The sequence below is a fragment of the Streptomyces sp. NPDC093510 genome (assembly GCF_040683555.1).
Taxonomy (GTDB): Bacteria; Actinomycetota; Actinomycetes; order Streptomycetales; family Streptomycetaceae; genus Streptomyces.
In genome coordinates this window covers 1-17259 of record NZ_JBFBEE010000037.1, presented here as the reverse complement: position 1 = coordinate 17259, position 17259 = coordinate 1, and the positions used below count along the sequence as shown (strand labels likewise).

Sequence of the window (17259 nt, the reverse complement as noted above, 5' to 3'; positions counted from 1 at the left end):
GTCCTCACGGGGACTGGCGCTGCGAGCGTCGCGCCGCGTGGAGTGTGGTGCCGAGGACTCCGCCCGCGCCTCCGCCGAGCACCAGGCCCATCGCCAGGCTGTCGAAAACAAGCAGACCGAGCACGAGCCCGGCCGCAATGCCGATCAGCATGCCTACGACCATGCCTGTGCCGATGGACGGTGCGTCGACTTCCTCGTTGTTCGTCACACGATCATGGTGCCCAACGCACCCTCCAGATGCCAGCCTTTCCGCTCACTGACAGCACAGGCGGTCGATTTCCTGTGGGTCGAGGCCGGTCAGTTGGGCGATGCGCTGTGCGGGAATCCCCGCGTTCAGGGCGCGATGCACGAGGGCCTGCCGGTCCTGGGTCGTCTCCCGGAACGCGAGCAGTTCGCTCTCCATGTCCGTGTCGGCCTGAGGCGCGCACTCCTGCCGGACCTTCACCGCCTCCTCCTCGCTCAACGGCACCGGCAGCCGCTCGGCATCCTCCGGGATGAGCGTCTCGGCCTCGGCGGGCAGGATCCTGACCTGCTCCGAGGACACGGAGGCCTCGTGGGCCTGCAACCACCCGTGCACAGCAGGGGTTTCCTTGCATTCCAGGGCTCCGACGGCGGCGAGGGCCGCTCCCAGTCGAGGGTGCCGGTCGGGGAGGAGGAACAGGTACGCGTCATCGGCCATCGCGGGAAATCGCCTTCTCGTTCGGACGTCTGGACGTCGGCCGGTCACGAATGGTGAGGCCCAGGCACACGCGTGCCCGCGGTCGTCCGATTCACTCAGGGTTTGTGGCCCGAAGCTGTCGGCCCGACCTCAGGAACCCGTCGTACGACATCAAACCGCCGTACGACATGAGCCCGCCATGCGATCGACCGCCGTCGTCGCCGCGTCCACGAAGGCGGCGATCGCCGGATGGGCACCACCGCCCGCGCGGAACGCGACCTTCGAGCGGCGGAACAACGGCAGCTCGGTGAGCACCACGCCCGCCGGGCTCGGCACGGCGGCCATCTCCGGCACGAACCCGGCTCCCTGCCCGGCGGCGACCAGGGCCAGCACGGTGCGGAAGTCGTTGACCTGGTGGCGAATCCTCGGCTGAAATCCGGCGGCCTGGCAGGCTCGTACGGCCATCGCGTGACCGGTCGTACCGTCCCGCGCGGTGATCCACGGAACCTCGGCGCAGGACCCGAGCAGCGCCGCCAGCGTCTTCCCGTTCCCGTTCCCGTTCCCGTTCCCCTTCCCGTTTCGCGTGGCCTCGCTCCCGGCACGGGTGACCAAGTACATCGGTTCCTCGAGCAGAGGCACCTCGTCCACGGTCGTGTCCGGCGTCGCGGGTACGAAGTCGTAGTCATGGACGAGGGCCACGTCCAGCTCTCCGGCCCGCAGACCGTCGGACACGCGCGCGGAGTCGATCTCCCGCACCATGGGCTCCAACAAGGGGTGGCGGCAGGTCAGTTCGGCCAGCGCGTGCGGAACGATGGTGTGGCCGCCTGAAGGGTACGTACCGATACGCAGCGGTCCGCCGATGCCGTCCCGCGCGCCCGCCAGCTCGGCGACCGCCTGTTCGAGGCGGTTCAGCACCGCGTCGGCGTGCGCGACGAGGGAGCGGCCCGCGGGCGTAAGGATCACGCGTCTGCCGCTGCGTTCCAACAAGGGCACGCCCGCCTCCCGCTCCAGCACCCCGAGCTGCTGGGAGACGGCGGACGCGGTGAAGGTCAGCGCTTCGGCCACGGCGGCGATGGTGCCCCGCCGGTCCAGTTCGCGGAGCAGATGAAGACGACGGACATCGAGCATAAGTTCAGCTTAGGTGTGAAGGCGGAAATCTGAAATGGATCTACCGAGTGGTGTGGGCCAGGGTGGGAGCCATGAACGCCGAACCGACCTTCACAGGCCTGTACGTCCCCCTGATCACTCCGTTCACCGCCGATCTGCGCCTGGCCCCCGACGCGCTGGCCCGGCTCGCCAACGAGGCGCTGTCGGCCGGTGCCTCCGGTCTTGTCGCCCTCGGTACGACCGCCGAAACCGCCACCCTGACCGCCGAGGAGAGAGAGACGGTGGTCCGTATCTGCTCGGCCGCCTGCCGGGCACACGGGGCACAGCTCATCGTCGGGGTCGGCACCAACGACACGGCCGCCGCCATCACGACCCTGCGGGAACTGGCGGACAAGGGGGACGTCGCCGCGGCGCTGGTGCCCGCGCCTCCCTACATCCGCCCCGGCGAAGCGGGAACCCTCGCGCACTTCACCGCGCTGGCCGAGCACGGCGGCCTCCCGCTGATCGTGTACGACATTCCGTATCGCACCGCACAGACGCTCAGCGCCGACACGATCGCCGCGCTCGGCCGCCTGCCGGAGGTCGTCGGCATCAAGCACGCGACCGGCGTGATCGACGCGACCACCATCGAATTGCTCGGCTCGCCCCTGCCGGGTTTCGCGCTGCTCGGCGGTGACGACATCGTCCTCTCGCCGCTCGTCGCGGCGGGCGTCCACGGCGGAATCGTCGCGTCGGCCAATCTGCGGACAGCCGACTTCGCCGAGATGATCGCGCTGTGGCGAAGAGGCTCCGCCGCGCCCGCCCGCGGCCTCGGAGCCGAGCTGGCCCGACTGTCCGCCGCTCTCTTCACCGAACCGAACCCGACGGTCATCAAGGGAGTCCTGTACGCACAGAACCGCATCCCCAGCCCGGCCGTGCGCATGCCGCTGCTGGCCGCCTCCGCCGATTCGGTCCGCCGGGCGGCACCTCTGGCCGTGGGCCGTGAATGACACGGCGCCACAGGTCGGCCCGATGGCCGGGTCTCGCATAGTGGTCACTCTCTGGACCCGATGCCCGGTCGCTGTGTTTACATGCGCGTAATACCGTGCCGGCCGTGCCAGAAAGGGCCCCTTTGACCACGCGACCCGATACGAAGACAGCGCAGCCAGTGCTCTCGCAGCTGCTCACCGAGATCGAACACCGCAACCCGGCCCAGCCGGAGTTCAACCAGGCCGCCCGCGAGGTGCTGGAGACGCTGGCGCCGGTCATCGCGGCTCGCCCCGAGTACGCCGAAGCCGCACTGATCGAGCGCCTGTGCGAACCGGAGCGGCAGATCGTCTTCCGGGTGCCGTGGCAGGACGACCGCGGTCACGTGCGGGTCAACCGCGGCTACCGGGTGGAGTTCAACAGCGCACTCGGCCCGTACAAGGGCGGCCTGCGCTTCCACCCGTCGGTGAACCTCGGCGTCATCAAGTTCCTGGGCTTCGAGCAGATCTTCAAGAACGCGCTGACGGGCCTCGGCATCGGCGGTGGCAAGGGCGGCAGCGACTTCGACCCGCGCGGCCGCAGTGACGCGGAAGTCATGCGCTTCTGTCAGTCGTTCATGACGGAGCTGTACCGGCACATCGGCGAGCACACGGACGTACCCGCGGGTGACATCGGCGTCGGCGGCCGGGAGATCGGCTACCTGTTCGGTCAGTACCGGCGGATCACCAACCGCTGGGAAGCGGGCGTCCTCACCGGCAAGGGCCCGAACTGGGGCGGCTCCCTGATCCGTCCGGAGGCGACCGGATACGGCAACGTCCTCTTCGCGGCGGCGATGCTGCGTGAGCGCGGCGAGACCCTCGAAGGCCGGACGGCGGTCGTGTCCGGCTCCGGGAACGTCGCCATCCACACCATCGAGAAGCTGGCCGCCCTGGGCGCCAACGCCGTGACGTGTTCGGACTCCTCCGGCTACGTGATCGACGAGAAGGGCATCGATCTCGACCTGCTCAAGCAGGTCAAGGAGGTCGAGCGCGCCCGGGTGGACACCTACGCCCAACGCCGCGGCGCCTCGGCCCGCTTCGTGCCCGGCGGGCGGGTCTGGGAGGTGCCGGCCGACATCGCGCTGCCGTCGGCCACGCAGAACGAGCTGGACGCCAGTGATGCCGCCGCGCTGATCCGCGGCGGTGTGAAGGTGGTCTCGGAGGGCGCCAACATGCCCACGACCCCCGAGGCCGTGCGCCTCTTCCAGCAGGCGGGAGTCGCTTTCGGTCCCGGCAAGGCGGCCAACGCGGGCGGTGTCGCGGTCAGCGCTCTGGAGATGGCCCAGAACCACGCCCGCACGTCATGGTCGGCGGAGCGCGTCGAGGAGGAGCTGACGCGCATCATGAACGACATCCACAGCACGTGCCACGAGACCGCCGAACGCTATGGCGCCCCCGGGGACTACGTGACGGGCGCGAACATCGCCGGCTTCGAGCGGGTGGCGGACGCGATGTCCGCCCAGGGCGTCATCTGACACCACCGGCCGGCAGCCCGTGTCGCGCCGCAGATCCAGGCCCCCGTGACCTGCGGTGCGACACTGACGGACGTGACGGACAACGAGCAGCAGACGGACCGGCGCCTGGAACGGGCCATCCTGGAACTGTTGGAGCGTCGCAGCCCGTCCGCGACGATCTGCCCCTCCGACGCCGCACGTGCGGTGTACGAAGGGGAGGACGACGGTTGGCGCGCGCTCATGGAACCGGCTCGCCGCGCCGCCCGCCGACTGGTCACGGCCGGCGAGGTGGAGATCACGCAGGGGGGCCGCCCCGTGAGCCCGACGGACGCCCGCGGCCCGATCCGGATCCGCCGCGTCCACTGACCCGGGGCCCGACGCCGGAGGCCGTGCGCCGGGCGCCGGTGCGTGCTCAGGCCGTGGTGCGGAAGGGTCCTGTGACCTCGTAGGTGATGCCGCCGGAAGAGCTCCCGGACGTACCGCGCTGGCTGGAGAAGTACAGCCGCCTGCCGTCGGGCGAGAAGGCCGGCCCTGTGATCTCGGAGCCGGACTGGCCGTTGACGCGCAGGAAGGGGGCCACGACGTCGGCGGGGGTGATGACGCAGATCTCCATGTTGCCGCCGTCCTCGGCGACGAACAGGTCCCCCGAGGAGCTGCCGGTGACGTTGTCGACACCGGTCAGGGGCGCGGTGCCGTTGGTGACGAGGCTGTCGTCGTAGGCGAGTTCGTAGGTGCTGTCGCGCAGATTGAGCCGCCAGAGACGGTTGTCGCCCTTGGTGGTGAACCAGACGGTGTCGGCGGCGTAGTGGCAGCCCTCGCCGCCGTTGAAGATCTTGGCGCCGGAAACCTGGTCGCGGGTGTAGGTGGGCGAGCCGTCCGGGTCGGGCACGTTCGTCCAGGTGAAGGAGCCGGACGTGCCGGTGCCCGCGACCAGCACCTGGAGGGTGCCGGAGGAGAGGTCGCCCCAGGTGGTCGGGGTGAACCGGTAGAAGCAGCCGTCCGACTCGTCCTCGGTCATGTAGATCACCTTGCGCACCGGGTCGGCGGCGGCCGCCTCGTGCTTGAACTGACCCATCGCGTTGCGGCGGACGGCGGCCTTCGCACCCCACGGATCGGTCTCGTACACGTAGCCGCGACTCACCTCCTCGCACGACAGCCAGGTGTTCCAAGGAGTGGCCCCGCCCGCGCAGTTGTTACGGGTGTTGGACAGGACCCGGTAGGCGCCCGTGACGGAACCGGCGGAGTTGAACTTGACGGCGCTCGCCCCGCCTCCGGTGGCGAGCTCGGAGTTGGAGACGTAGATCCAGCCCGCTCCGTCGGCGAAGCAGGCGCCGCCGTCAGGGGCGCCGTGCCACGTGTACGAGGTGCCGGAAACCGTTCGGCCCGAGCGGGCTATGACGCGGCTGGTGAAGCCGGCCGGCAGCATGATGCCGTTGGCATCGGCGGCCAGCAGTCCGCCGTAGGGGCTGGTGCCGTTCTGGGCCGGTGCCGCGTAGGCGGCGCCGTGCATGAGGGTGCCACCGAAGACGGCGGCGGAGGTGCCGAACACCGCACCACGCAGGAAATTGCGACGGTCCACAGAGACTCCTACACCGAGAAGCGAACGACGGGTCGGCGGGCATCGCCGACGGTCACAGGGACCGTAGGGGCCCTGCCCGGGCAGGGGCAGGTACGAGTGGGCCAACTTTTCACGGCGAAGGGGTGCGCCTTCGTGGGGCGGGAGTTGCCGGTTGGGCACCGAGTGAACTGTGCGAAAACCTTCTGTGATCCGGATGACGCGCCGGATCACACACGGCGCGCCCCCTGGGCGGGGCTGTCCACGGGCACGATTGCCGCGCGTACATCGGTACGCGCGGCAATCTTCCCCATCAAGCGTCGGGCGGCAGCCTCGGCGCTCAGATCGTCTTGCTGAGGCGGTCGGCCAGCAGGGAGGCGAAGCGTGCCGGGTCGGTGAGGTCGCCGCCCTCGGCGAGCAGGGCGGTGCCGTACAGCAGCTCGGCCGTCTCGCTCAGTCCCGGGTCGTCGGGGCGCTCGTCGTGTGCGGACTTGACCGCGCCGACCAGCGGGTGCTTCGGGTTCAGCTCGAGGATGCGCTTGACCGACGGGAGTTCCTGGCCCATCGCCTTGTACATCTTCTCCAGGGCCGGCGTGAGGCCGTCGGTGTCGCTGACCAGGCACGCCGGTGAGCTGGTGAGCCGGGTCGTCAGGCGCACCTCCTTGACGTCGTCGAGCGTTTCGTTGAGCCAGGTCAGCACTGCCGCGTACTCGTCGGCCTCCTCCGGCGACGGCTCCTCCTCGGAGGGCAGGTCCACCGCGCCGCGGGCGATGGACTGGAACTCCGTGCCCGCGTAGTCGCGGACCGCCTCGACCCAGATCTCGTCCACCCGGTCGGTGAGGAGCAGGACCTCGTACCCCTTGGCCCGGAACGCCTCCATGTGCGGGGAGTTCTCGATCTGGGCGCGGGTGTCGCCGGTCATGAAGTAGATCTTGTCCTGGTCCTCCGGCTTCCGGGCGAGGTAGTCGGCCAGAGTGGTGGGCTCCTCGCCGGCGGTGGAGGCGAAGGAGGCGATGTCGAGGATCGCCTTGTGGTCCTCCGTCCCGTCGAGGAGTCCCTCCTTGACGGCAGGCCCGAACTCGCGCCAGAACGTGCGGTACTTCTCGGCGTCCTTGGTCATCAGGTCCTTGATGGACGCCAGGATCTTCTTCGCCAGGCGGCGGCGGATGAGCTGGATGTGCCGGTCCTGCTGGAGGATCTCGCGGGAGATGTTCAGCGACAGGTCGGCGGCGTCCACGACACCCTTGACGAAGCGCAGGTGGTCGGGCAGGAGCTCGCGGCTGTCGTCCAGGATGAACACACGCTTGACGTACAGCTGGAGGCCGTGGCGGGCGTCCCGCTGGTAGAGGTCGTGCGGGGCCCGCGACGGCAGGAACAGCAGTGCCTCGTACTCGAAGGTGCCCTCGGCCCGCATCTGGATGATGTCGAGCGGGTCCGTCCAGTCGTGGCTGATGTGCCGGTAGAACTCCCGGTACTCCTCCTCGCTCACCTCGGAGCGCGGGCGGGCCCAGAGCGCCTTCATCGAGTTGAGGGTGGTCTCCCCCATCCGGACGGGGAAGGAGATGAAGTCCGAGTACCGCTTGACGATCTCCCGGATCTTGCCTTCATCGGTGTAGTCGTAGAGGGCGTCCTCCTCGTCGGCGGGCCGCAGGTGCACGCGGACCGACGTGCCCTCGGGGGCGTCCTCGACGGTCTCGATCGTGTACGTGCCGTCGCCGCCCGACTCCCAGCGCACTCCCGTCGGCTCGCCCGCCTTGCGGGTGAGGAGTGTGACCTTGTCGGCGACCATGAACACGGAGTAGAAGCCGACGCCGAACTGGCCGATCAGCTCGGCCGACTCCTTGTTCTCCTTGAGCCGGCGCAGCGTCTCGGCCGTTCCGGACCTGGCGATGGTGCCGATCAGCCCCACGACCTCGTCACGCGTCATGCCGATGCCGTTGTCCCGCACGGTCAGCGTGCGGGCCTCCTTGTCGGCCTCGATCCCGATGTGCAGGTCGTCCGTCTTGAGGCCGTCGTCCTTCAGGCCGGCCAGGCGCCGCTTGTCCAGGGCGTCAGAGGCGTTGGAGATGAGTTCGCGAAGGAAGATGTCCTTGTTCGAGTAGATCGAATGGACCATCAGATCCAGCAACTGCCGCGCCTCGGCCTGGAACTCCAGCGTCTCGGTACTCATGACTTCCCTTCTGGGCGGTTGGTCTGTGCGACGCCAACATTTTCCGACAACGGTTTCACGGGGTGGCGCGGGGGTCCCACCTCCTACGGACTCGTCATCCGCGGCACGGCACCCACAGCCCCGCCTGTTCCGGATCCGAGGGCGGTCCCCACACCAGTGCCCCGTTCACCAGGCCGGGCTTGTATCCGGTGACGAGGGCGGGCGTTTCCAGGGCGTCGGCCGTCTCTTCCAGGTAGGTGGTCAGGGACTCGAACTCGACCCTGCGTTCTCCGAACCGGTCCCAGTAACCGAGTCTCCCTGTCTCGGCGTCCAGGTAGAGGCCGGACGTGTGGTCGTCGGCAGCATAGGCACAGACCGGGATCCAGGCCGCGCGCCAGATCAAGAACTCGTCGTCGTTCTGCTGCTGCCGCTGCTGCTGCTGCTGCCGGAGCATGTGCCGTTGGTAGACCTCGATGACCGCGGGAAAGCTCATGGGCGCCCACTGCTCCCACAGAAAAGCGGCCCCCGGCACCGAATACGTGCCCGCGCAGAGCCGCCACAGGGCCTTCAAATCCGCCGGCAGGCGCACGCCCAGCGTCTGCTGCAAGGCGTCGAGCTGCTCCTCCGATGCGCCGGGTCGCAGCATGGGCACCGTGGCGGGAGCGTGGTGACGCAACCAGGTCTCGATACGGTGCCAGGCGTCGGCTATCTGCCTTTCCTGGATCTTCTGCACACGTCGCGTGTCGTCGTTCACGCCGTCACCGTAGCCCGGCGCGGCGCGTCAGGAAGGGCCCGGTCGGTTCGAGCGGCGGCGTCGCTTCTTCAGCCGAGGGGATCTGTCGTACGGATGGCAGCCATCCACAGAAACGATTTCCCTGGTCATGGGTGGCGGGGCCAGATTGGTGCTCTCGCCCGACCCCACTCCGCCGGAGCCGCACCATGCGTTTCGCCGCTTACGAGAACCGACACCGCCGCCGGGTGGCGGTCGTGGAAGAGGACGGCACCCTCTTTCCGCTGCCCGGCGTCTCCTCGCTCACCGTCCTGGTCCAGGAAACCGGCGGGCTCCCCGGGCTGCTCGCCGCCGGCGCGGCCGCCCTCGACGCGCCCCCTGGCCCGCACGTCTGCGAGGTCCGGCTGCTGGCCCCTCTCCAGCCCGCGTCCGTACGGGACTTCGTCACCTTCGAGGAACACGTCGAGGGGGTACGCCGCTCCGTGGAGGGAACCGGCGGCGTCCCCGAGGAGTGGTACGCGGCCCCGGCCTTCTACTTCACCAACCCCCACGCGATATTCGGACCGCACGACGGCATACCCGTGCCGCCCGGCTCGGCCGTCCTGGACTTCGAGCTTGAGGTGGGTGCCGTGATCGGCCGCGAGGGCCGCGACCTCACCCCGGAAGAGGCCCGGGACCACATCGTCGGCTACACCGTCTTCAACGACTGGTCCGCCCGCGACCTCCAGGGCGCGGAGATGAAGGTCGGCCTCGGCCCGTGCAAGGGCAAGGACACCGCCACCGCCCTCGGCCCGTACCTCGTCACCGCCGACGAGTTGGAGCCCCACCGTGACGCCGACGGTTTCCTGCGCCTCGCCCTGACCGCCGAGGTCAACGGCGAGATCGTGGGCCACGACCTGCTGTCCAACATGAGCTGGACCTTCGAGGAGATGACCGCCTACGCCTCCCGCGGCACCCGTGTCGTCCCCGGCGACGTCCTCGGCTCCGGCACCTGCGGCAACGGTGGCTGCCTCGCCGAACTGTGGGGCAGACGCGGCGAACAGACCCCGCCGTCCCTGGAGCCGGGCGACACCGTCACTCTCACCGTCGAGGGCATCGGCACCCTCACCAACACCGTCGTCCCCGGCGCCGAGCCCGTCCCTCTCCCGGCCGGCCGGCGCCGCTCCCGGGAACGGCCGTGACCGACGGCCAGGGCGCGCTCACACTCTTTCGGTGCCCTGGGCCGCGCTGCCTCCGTGCACGCGGCCGCCGCCGGGTGTCGGCAATCGGCGGCGGCCGCGTGGCGCGGGAACAGGTGGCTCCCCTCCACTGGTGTTCCCACGCCGTTGTCCTCCCTGCTGCCTCTGCTGGAGCGCGCGGGACCCGCTCCAGGGGCGGCCGGGAGGACGGGATGCCGGGACCCTCCGTGTCCGCTGCCGAGGATCAGAGGGTTCCGGCCGTCTACGGCCGTGCTGTCCTGTGCGCAGCCCGGGGTCTGGGGAGCCACGAGGCATGGCCGCCATGCGGGGTTTCAGCACGTGCGTCAGCCTCTGAGGCCGACGGTAGGCGCTCCGGGTGAGAAATCGCTACAGGCTCTCGCGCCGGACCGCAGCACGGTGGGCGCACCGGCGCACACGCAAGCACGGCGTCAGGTCGTGGCGGGAGCATTGTCGGTGCCGCTGGGCGGGGGGAGGGTGATGGTGCCGTCGACGATCTCGCGTGCGAAGTCGGCCAGGCGCAGATGGTGGCGTCGGGCGTGGGTGCGCATGTGGTGGAAGGCGGTGTCGGGGTCGGTTCCGTGGCGGGCGGTCAGGAATCCCTTGGCCTGTTCGATGACCGTGCGCGTGACGAGGGCTGTTTCGAGCTGGGTCCGTACGGTGCGGTGCTGGTCGAGGGTCGTCTGCTGGAGCAGGGAGATGGCGGTGGCGTCGGCCAGGGCCCTGGCCAGATGCCGGTCGGCCTCCAGGAGCGGGCCGGGAACGCGGCGGAAGAGGTTGAGTACGCCGATGGTCTCCCTGCGCAGCCGGATCGGGGTGGCGTGCACGGAGGTGTAGCCGGCGGGGCGGGCGCGGGCGGTGAAGCGCGGCCAGCGTGACGCGGCGACGCTGTCGATGGTGTGGTCCACGGCCACGGCCTGCTGGAACGCGGTGCAGCACGGGCCTTCACTGGCGTCGAGTTCGAAGAGTTCGACCAGGCGGACGCGTTCGGATGAGGCGGCGACCAGCCGCAGGGACCCGTCGGCGGGGGCGAGCATGACGCCCGCGTCGCCGATGTCCAGGAGGTTCATGCAGTGTTCGGCGACGCGGTAGAAGAACTCGGCCGGGTCGAAGTCGTCGACCAGGGTGTCGGCCAGGTCGATCAGCGCGGCGGTGATGCGGGCCTCCCGCGGCAGGCCCGATAGGCCGTTCCTCGAGGGCGGGTCCGGCTGCGTGAACGGCGAGCTGGGCATGGTGGCCTCCGGTCCGGTGAAGGTCGGCGACCAAGGCCGGAAGCACACAACGGGGGCTGGGCGGAATACCACCCGGCGGGGGGGGGGCGACCTACTGTCAACCTACTCCCTGCCAGGATCACGAAACAGCTGTACGGCAGATGTCGCATATGCCTGTCGCAGATCACCGGGGAGCGGTGTGCGTCGCGTGATCTTCCGCCGTACGCGGGGCAGTTGCCCCGTCGATTCGCCATAGGGCGGCCGCGAGCCAGGTCAGCGTGGCGCCGACCACGATGTGCAGGGCGCTGGTGAGCACGGAGTCGGGCAGGGCGATCAAGAAGGCGAAGAGGGGCAGCGCTGTCGCGTAGGCCCATGCCGGGACGCGTGGGAACACCCGGGCGCGGACCGTTGCCGCCCCGAACAGGACGCAGCCCACGGCGAAGACGACGGCGGAGCCGATGAGTGCGGGGATCGTGGGGCCCGTCAGGGTCTCTTCTATGACCGCGTCGTCGAAGTGGAACAGCACCAGGTTCGACGCGAACGCGGCCCCGCCGAACAGGCCGAGGCCGATGAGGTTGACGACGTAGGCCGTCTCTCCGAACCGGCCGGTGACCGCGCCCTGGCGCCGGTGCAGCGCGGCGAGCAGCGGCAGCGAGAAGGCGGGCGACAGCGCGAGGAAGAAGCTGGTCGCGGTGGTCTCCCCGGTGAAGGCCTCGACGAGCGCGGGCAACGCGATGAGCAGCCCGGCCAGCAGGCCGGAGAGCGCACCGATGCGGTAGGGGCGGGTGTGGTCCATGGTTGAGGAGGTGGGCATGTGGGTGCTCCGATGTGTCGGGGGCGGGGCCGGCCGTGAAAGTGCGGGGCCTGGGCCGAGAACGCTAGGGAGCCGGCGGTCGGCGGCGGCAGGTGCGGAACGGCGGGACCTGCTGCCGTTCGTCATGGCGTGGCCCGCCGCCGCCCGGCCGACGGGCACGTGCCGCTCGGCCATTCCCCGCCGGGGTGCCGGCTTCCCCTCGCTCTCCGGCCGCCGCCCCGTCTAGCGTGGGTGGCACGGAGGGGGTGGGCGCATGGCCGCGTACGTGCCGGTGCCGTGGGTGTCTCCCCTGCTCTACGCCGCGGTGCTGTCCGGCGGCCTCTACTACGCGGTGGCCGGCCTGGATGCCGGGTCCGGCACGTCGCCCGGGCGCACGGCCTGCTTCGCCGGGGGGCTGGGGGCGTTGTTCGCCCTGGAGGCGGTGGAACGGCGCGTCACGGCGGGGCGGACGCCCCTGGTGGGCGCGGTGCGTGGGGGTGAGCGGCGCGGGCGAGCGTCGGGGGCGGGACGCGGGGCTGCGGCACGGAAGGTGCTGCTGAGCGCGTGGCGCGGGGCCCACGTCCAGGCGTCGCTGCTGCTCGGACGCTGCGTCCTGATCACGGCCGTGGTCGCTCTGGATGTGTCCGGGCTGGCTCAAGTGCTGTTCGTGCTGCTGCCGTTCACTGCGTACTTCGTCTTCGGGCGCGGTGTCGCGCTCGCGCTGGGCGCACTGTGCGTGGCCGGCCTGCTGAGCGGGTTCGCCCTGACCGCCCCCGGTTGGCACCGTGATGTGGAGCACGTGTCGGACCTGCTGATGCTGTGTGTCGGCCTGGTCCTCGCGCTCTCCATGGCAGCCGTCGCCGTCGGCGAGCAGCGGGCGCGGCAGGCGGTGGAGGTGTACGCCGCACAGGTCGCGGCCCTGTCCGCGGCGACCGAACGCAACCGTCTCGCACGGGACATCCACGACAGCCTCGGCCACCATCTCACCGCGGTCTCCGTCCAGTTGGAGCTCGCCTCGGAGTTCCGGGACCTGGATCCCGACTCCGCCCGGCGCGCGGTGGACGAGGCACGGCAGTCGGTGAGACGCGCACTCGGCGACGTACGGCAGTCCGTAGGGACCCTGCGCGACGAGGCACCGCGCAGGTCGCTGGCGGTGACACTCGCGGAGCTCGCACGGGACAGTGAGGCGGCCCGGCCGCGCGTCACCGTGGAGTTGGACGGCACTGAACAGGGCTATGGGGACGCCGAGTTGACCACGCTGTATCGCGCCGCGCAGGAAGGGTTGACCAATGCCCGCCGGCACGCGCGGGCGTCGCGGGTGACGGTGACGGTCCTGCTCGCGGAGCGTGCCGCGCGGCTGGAGGTGAGCGACGACGGGTGCGGCTTCAGCCCGGACACGGTCGCTCCCGGGTTCGGGCTGCTCGGGATACGGGAGCGGGTGCACCTGGTGGGCGGGAGCGTGGACATCGACAGCTCCCCCGGCGCGGGGACGCGGCTCACGGTGACAGTGCCGCGCGGTGCCGGCGGAGGGACGACGTGAGCGAGGAGGAGGCGGAGGTGGCGGAGGCGGGGACAGGGGCGGAGGCGGGGACAGAGGCGGGGGTGGCGGTGCGGGTTCTCGTCGTGGACGATCAGCGGCTCATCCGGGACGGCATCGCCTCCCTGCTCTCCGTCCGGCCGGGCATCACGGTCGTCGGCACGGCCATGGACGGCAGCGAAGCCGTCGCGAAGGTGCTCGAACTGCGGCCGGACGTCGTACTGATGGACGTCCGGATGCCGGGGATGGACGGTGTCGAGGCCGTCACCGTCCTGCGCGGTGAGGCACCGGAGTGCCGGGCCGTGATGCTGACGACGTTCGACGACGAGGAGTACGTCGTCCAGGCGCTGCGCGCGGGTGCCTGCGGCTATCTGCTGAAGGACCTGCCAGCCGACGAACTCGCCCGCGCGGTCCGCCTCGCGCACGCGGGCGTCGCCCAGCTGGACGCCTCCGTGACCCGGCGTCTCGCCGCGTCGCTGCCCGCCCCGCGCCCCGGGGCGGAGACGGCCGCTCTGCTCAGCCCGCGCGAGCTCGACATCCTGCGGCTCGTGGCGCGCGGCAGGACCAACCGGGAGATCGCGGCGCAGTTGTACCTCAGTGAGGGCACCGTGAAGAACCACGTCTCCCACATCCTGGGCCGCCTCTCCCTGCGTGACCGCACCCAAGCCGCCCTGTGCGCCCGCGACATGGGTCTCCTGTGATCTGAACGGAACCTTCCTATTCGTTCGGGAGTCGCGGGACGGCATTCACTGTTACGGTCGTGAAGGGATTCTCCATTCAGGATGCAACCAGCCGTATAGTGGGAGGCGTTGCCTTCATGGCTCATCAGATCGATTCCACCGACATGCTCCTTTCCTACGTCAGGGACGTGTCCCTCCGCGACGATGACGCTCTGAGAGGACTGCGGGAGGAAACGGCGCAGCTGCCCGGGGGCACGGCCATGCAGGTCATGGCGGAGGAAGGGCAGTTACTCGCCCTGCTCGTCCGGCTCACCGGAGCCAGGGCGGTGCTGGAGCTCGGCACCTTCACCGGTTACAGCACACTGTGCATGGCCCGTGCGCTGCCCGCCGACGGCAAGGTCGTGACCTGCGACGTCACCGACCGGTGGCCCGACATCGGCGCCTCGTACTGGAAGCGGGACGGCGTCGGCGACCGGATCGAGCTGCGCGTCGGGGACGCGAAGGACACCCTGGACGAGCTGCTCGCGGAGCGGGGCGCCGGAGCCTTCGATCTCGTCTTCATCGACGCCGACAAGACCAACTACCGCGCCTATTACGAAAAGGCTCTCACTCTCACCAGGAGCGGTGGTCTTCTGGTCATCGACAATACGCTGTTCTTCGGGCGCGTCGCGGACCCGGAATTCGACGACGCGGACACCGTCGCCATTCGCGAGCTCAATTCGGCGCTCACCACGGACGAGCGCGTGGACATTTCCCTTCTGCCGATGGCGGACGGCATCACCCTGGCCCGTAAGCGCTGATGTCCGGGTGCTGATGCGGGACGGGGCGGCCCCGGGGCGCGTGGCGCTCGTTCCGGGGCCGCCCCGGCGGCTTCCGCCCGCCGTCGTCGCTCAGGCCAGGGACACCGCGCTCACCTTGACCGTCGTCGACGCCGGACGCGGCGCGGGCCGCAGATGCAGCCGCTGGAGGTCGTCCGCCGCCTGCGGGAGCGTCGCGACACAGGAGCACGGGTCGCCGTCCGTGAACCCCGCGAAGCGATAGGCGATCTCCATCATGCGGTTGCGCTCGGTGGGCCTGAAGTCGGCCACCAGATGGGTGTCCGCGCGGGCCGCCTCGTCGATGAGCCAGTTGAGGACGGTCGCGCCCGCGCCGAAGGACACCACGCGGCACGAGGTGGCGAGGAGTTTGAGGTGCCACGCCTGCGGGCGGCGCTCCAGCAGCAGCACACCCACCGCGCCGTGCGGGCCGAAGCGGTCCGTGAGCGTGACCACCAGGACCTCGTGGCCGGGATCGGTGAGCAGCCTGCGCAGGTCGGCGTCGGAGTAGTGCACCCCGGTGGCGTTCATCTGGCTGGTGCGCAAGGTGAGTTCCTCGACGCGCGACAGCTCCTCGTCGGTGGCGCGGCCGATGCGCATGTCCAGCTCCAGGGAGCGGAGGAAGTCCTCGTCCGGCCCGGTCGCCTCGGCCCGTGCGGCCTCGCGCAGGAAGCCCGCCTGGTACATCTGGCGCCGCCGCCGGGAGTCCACCGTCTGCATGGGCGGCGTGAACTCCGGGCGGGAGGGGAGGAGCTGCGCGGCCTCGGCGTCGTAACAGCGGACCTCGGGCAGGTGGTAGGTGACCTCGGCGCGTTCGGCGGGCTGGTCGTCGATGAAGCCGACGGTGGTCAGGGCGAAGCCCAGGGTTTCGGCGATCCGGCGTACGGACTCCGACTTGGGTCCCCAGCCGATCCGCGGCAGCACGAAGTACTCGGCGACGCCGAGCTTCTCCAGGCGGGCCCACGCCGTTTCGTGGTCGTTCTTGCTGGCGACGGACTGGAGGATGCCTCGGGAGTCCAGCTCCACGACGACATCGCGGATCGCGTCCGGCAGCGTCACCTCACCGTCCTCCAGGAGGGTCCCCTGCCACAGAGTGTTGTCGAGGTCCCAGACCAGACATTTCATTACGGGGGTGGGGGCGGGGGTGGGGGCGGATGCAGGGGACGCGCCCGGCGCGTCGTGTGTCCCCGTGGTCCCAGTGGTCCCCGCGGGCCCCGCGGCCGCCGTGGGCGTGTTCGCTCCGGTGGTTGTCACTCCGATTCCCTTCACACGCTGCTGCCGAGGACGTGCCGGGCCAGCATCAACTGGCACATCTCATTGCTGCCTTCGATGATTTCCATCAGCTTGGCGTCGCGGTGGGCGCGGGCCACCAGGTGTCCGTCCTGGGCTCCGGCGGAGGCCAGGACCTGGACGGCGGTGGCCGCGCCACGGGCCGCGTTGACCGCGCTGACGTGCTTGGCCAGGACGGTGGCCACGACCTGTTCCGGTGAACCCTCGTCCCAGCGGCGCGAGGCGTGCTCGCAGGCGCGGGTGGCGTTCTGCTCGGCGACGAAGAGCTCGGCGAGATGGCGGGCGACGAGCTGGTGCTCCCCCAGCGGAACGCCGAACTGTTCGCGGGTGGCGGCGTGCCTGGTGGCGGCCGTCAGACAGCCGCGCAGGATGCCGACGCACCCCCAGGCCACGGACATCCGCCCGTAGGCGAGGGCGGTGGTGACCAGCAGCGGCAGGGGCAGCGACGAGCCGCCGAGCACGTGCGCCGCCGGGACCCGCACCGCGTCGAGGGCGATGTCGGCGTGCCCTGCCGCGCGGCAGCCGAGCGGGTCGGCGACGCGCGTGACGCGGACGCCGGGAGTGTCCGCGGGGACGACGACGGCAACCGCCTCGTCCCCGTCCGCGACATCCGCGTCGCCGCCGCCGGCACCGTCGTCGTACCGGCCGAACAGGACGAGCAGGTCGGCGTAGTGTGCCGCGGTCACCCAGACCTTGTGGCCGTCGAGGACCACCGTGTCGCCGTCGCGGCGCACCCGGGTCGTCATGGCGGACAGGTCGCTTCCGGCGCCGCGTTCGCTGAACCCGGCCGCCGCGAGCCCGCCGCCGGTGAGCCGCGGCAGGAACGCCGTGCGCTGCTCGGCGGTGCCGAAGCGCTCGATGGTCCAGGCGGCCATGCCCTGCGAGGTCATGACGGACCGCAGTGAGCTGCACAGGCTGCCGACGTGCGCGGTGAACGCGCCGCCGGCCGCGCTGGACAGGGCCCGGCCGCCGTACGCGGCCGGGACCTGGGCACACAGCCGCCCGGCGGCGCCGAGCTCTCTGAGCAGGCCGATGGGCAGCAGCCCCGCCCGGTCCCAGGCGTCGGCCTCACCTGCCACC

Annotated in this window: 17 protein-coding genes; 7 read left to right on the top strand and 10 right to left on the bottom strand. The window is 70.6% G+C overall.

The window, feature by feature from the left end; translation table 11 throughout:
• Positions 1-4: 4 nt before the first annotated feature.
• The 3 genes from AB0N81_RS38035 to AB0N81_RS38025 form a co-directional block, all read right to left on the bottom strand.
• Complete coding sequence (locus tag AB0N81_RS38035; RefSeq protein WP_365366764.1) at positions 5-208, bottom strand: hypothetical protein; 204 nt, start codon at positions 206-208, stop codon at positions 5-7.
• 45 nt (positions 209-253) lie between these two features.
• Positions 254-679: a DUF6003 family protein gene (locus AB0N81_RS38030; RefSeq protein ID WP_365366762.1), complete on the bottom strand. Its 426-nt coding sequence runs from the start codon at positions 677-679 to the stop codon at positions 254-256.
• Positions 680-829: 150 nt separating this feature from the next.
• Entirely contained in the window at positions 830-1786 is a 957-nt protein-coding gene (locus tag AB0N81_RS38025) for a LysR family transcriptional regulator (protein ID WP_365366760.1), read from the bottom strand.
• A 71-nt stretch (positions 1787-1857) separates the two neighbouring features.
• On the opposite strand from AB0N81_RS38025, the gene AB0N81_RS38020 reads away from it, so the two are divergent.
• From AB0N81_RS38020 to AB0N81_RS38010, 3 genes are all read left to right on the top strand, one after another.
• On the top strand, positions 1858-2754 hold the full coding sequence (locus AB0N81_RS38020; RefSeq protein ID WP_365366758.1) for a dihydrodipicolinate synthase family protein: 897 nt from the start codon (positions 1858-1860) through the stop codon (positions 2752-2754).
• 122 nt (positions 2755-2876) lie between these two features.
• A complete protein-coding gene (gene gdhA / locus AB0N81_RS38015; protein ID WP_365366756.1) occupies positions 2877-4244 on the top strand; it encodes an NADP-specific glutamate dehydrogenase in 1368 nt (455 codons plus the stop codon).
• Positions 4245-4316: 72 nt separating this feature from the next.
• Positions 4317-4589, top strand: a complete 273-nt coding sequence (locus tag AB0N81_RS38010; protein ID WP_365366754.1) for a DUF3253 domain-containing protein — start codon at positions 4317-4319, stop codon at positions 4587-4589.
• A gap of 46 nt (positions 4590-4635) precedes the next feature.
• Here the strand turns inward: AB0N81_RS38010 and AB0N81_RS38005 are convergent, their stop codons facing one another.
• The 3 genes from AB0N81_RS38005 to AB0N81_RS37995 all read right to left on the bottom strand — a co-directional run bounded on the left by AB0N81_RS38005 (position 4636) and on the right by AB0N81_RS37995 (position 8681).
• The gene (locus AB0N81_RS38005) at positions 4636-5802 is read right to left on the bottom strand and encodes an alkaline phosphatase PhoX (RefSeq protein ID WP_365366752.1); all 1167 of its coding nucleotides are present in this window, start codon (positions 5800-5802) and stop codon (positions 4636-4638) included.
• A 316-nt stretch (positions 5803-6118) separates the two neighbouring features.
• Positions 6119-7948, bottom strand: coding sequence for a molecular chaperone HtpG (gene htpG, locus AB0N81_RS38000; protein ID WP_365366750.1), 1830 nt, complete (start codon positions 7946-7948; stop codon positions 6119-6121).
• Between the two features lie 94 nt (positions 7949-8042).
• The gene (locus AB0N81_RS37995) at positions 8043-8681 is read right to left on the bottom strand and encodes an SMI1/KNR4 family protein (protein ID WP_365366748.1); all 639 of its coding nucleotides are present in this window, start codon (positions 8679-8681) and stop codon (positions 8043-8045) included.
• Between the two features lie 185 nt (positions 8682-8866).
• Between AB0N81_RS37995 and AB0N81_RS37990 the strand changes: the two genes are divergently transcribed.
• Complete coding sequence (locus tag AB0N81_RS37990; RefSeq protein ID WP_365366746.1) at positions 8867-9838, top strand: fumarylacetoacetate hydrolase family protein; 972 nt, start codon at positions 8867-8869, stop codon at positions 9836-9838.
• A 446-nt stretch (positions 9839-10284) separates the two neighbouring features.
• On the opposite strand, the gene AB0N81_RS37985 is transcribed toward AB0N81_RS37990, so the two are convergent.
• Together AB0N81_RS37985 and AB0N81_RS37980 are read right to left on the bottom strand one after the other, a co-directional pair.
• Positions 10285-11085 carry a GAF and ANTAR domain-containing protein gene (locus AB0N81_RS37985; protein ID WP_365366744.1) on the bottom strand — a complete coding sequence of 267 codons (801 nt, stop codon included), beginning with the start codon at positions 11083-11085 and terminating at the stop codon, positions 10285-10287.
• Between the two features lie 163 nt (positions 11086-11248).
• Positions 11249-11878, bottom strand: a complete 630-nt coding sequence (locus tag AB0N81_RS37980) for a hypothetical protein (RefSeq protein ID WP_365366742.1) — start codon at positions 11876-11878, stop codon at positions 11249-11251.
• 253 nt (positions 11879-12131) lie between these two features.
• Here AB0N81_RS37980 and AB0N81_RS37975 point away from each other — a divergent pair, with 253 nt between their 5' ends.
• The 3 genes from AB0N81_RS37975 (at position 12132) to AB0N81_RS37965 (ending at position 14874) form a co-directional block, all read left to right on the top strand.
• On the top strand, positions 12132-13397 hold the full coding sequence (locus AB0N81_RS37975; protein ID WP_365366740.1) for a sensor histidine kinase: 1266 nt from the start codon (positions 12132-12134) through the stop codon (positions 13395-13397).
• 62 nt (positions 13398-13459) lie between these two features.
• Positions 13460-14095 carry a response regulator transcription factor gene (locus tag AB0N81_RS37970; protein ID WP_365366864.1) on the top strand — a complete coding sequence of 212 codons (636 nt, stop codon included), beginning with the start codon at positions 13460-13462 and terminating at the stop codon, positions 14093-14095.
• Positions 14096-14211: 116 nt separating this feature from the next.
• Complete coding sequence (locus AB0N81_RS37965; RefSeq protein WP_365366737.1) at positions 14212-14874, top strand: class I SAM-dependent methyltransferase; 663 nt, start codon at positions 14212-14214, stop codon at positions 14872-14874.
• 90 nt (positions 14875-14964) lie between these two features.
• Here the strand turns inward: AB0N81_RS37965 and AB0N81_RS37960 are convergent, their stop codons facing one another.
• Positions 14965-16014 carry an HAD-IIIC family phosphatase gene (locus AB0N81_RS37960; protein WP_365366735.1) on the bottom strand — a complete coding sequence of 350 codons (1050 nt, stop codon included), beginning with the start codon at positions 16012-16014 and terminating at the stop codon, positions 14965-14967.
• Between the two features lie 140 nt (positions 16015-16154).
• A complete protein-coding gene (locus AB0N81_RS37955; protein WP_365366733.1) occupies positions 16155-17258 on the bottom strand; it encodes an acyl-CoA dehydrogenase family protein in 1104 nt (367 codons plus the stop codon).
• Between the last annotated feature and the right edge of the window lies 1 nt (position 17259).

Bases quoted from the DNA above. Each gene is read 5' to 3' on its own strand.
- AB0N81_RS38030 (WP_365366762.1), bottom strand. From the start codon at position 679: ATGGCCGATGACGCGTACCTGTTCCTCCTCCCCGACCGGCACCCTCGA.
- AB0N81_RS37975 (WP_365366740.1), top strand. From the start codon at position 12,132: ATGGCCGCGTACGTGCCGGTGCCGTGGGTGTCTCCCCTGCTCTACGCC.
- AB0N81_RS37980 (WP_365366742.1), bottom strand. From the start codon at position 11,878: ATGCCCACCTCCTCAACCATGGACCACACCCGCCCCTACCGCATCGGT.
- htpG (WP_365366750.1), bottom strand. From the start codon at position 7,948: ATGAGTACCGAGACGCTGGAGTTCCAGGCCGAGGCGCGGCAGTTGCTG.
- AB0N81_RS37985 (WP_365366744.1), bottom strand. From the start codon at position 11,085: ATGCCCAGCTCGCCGTTCACGCAGCCGGACCCGCCCTCGAGGAACGGC.
- AB0N81_RS37990 (WP_365366746.1), top strand. From the start codon at position 8,867: ATGCGTTTCGCCGCTTACGAGAACCGACACCGCCGCCGGGTGGCGGTC.
- AB0N81_RS38020 (WP_365366758.1), top strand. From the start codon at position 1,858: ATGAACGCCGAACCGACCTTCACAGGCCTGTACGTCCCCCTGATCACT.
- AB0N81_RS38025 (WP_365366760.1), bottom strand. From the start codon at position 1,786: ATGCTCGATGTCCGTCGTCTTCATCTGCTCCGCGAACTGGACCGGCGG.
- AB0N81_RS37960 (WP_365366735.1), bottom strand. From the start codon at position 16,014: ATGAAATGTCTGGTCTGGGACCTCGACAACACTCTGTGGCAGGGGACC.
- AB0N81_RS37965 (WP_365366737.1), top strand. From the start codon at position 14,212: ATGGCTCATCAGATCGATTCCACCGACATGCTCCTTTCCTACGTCAGG.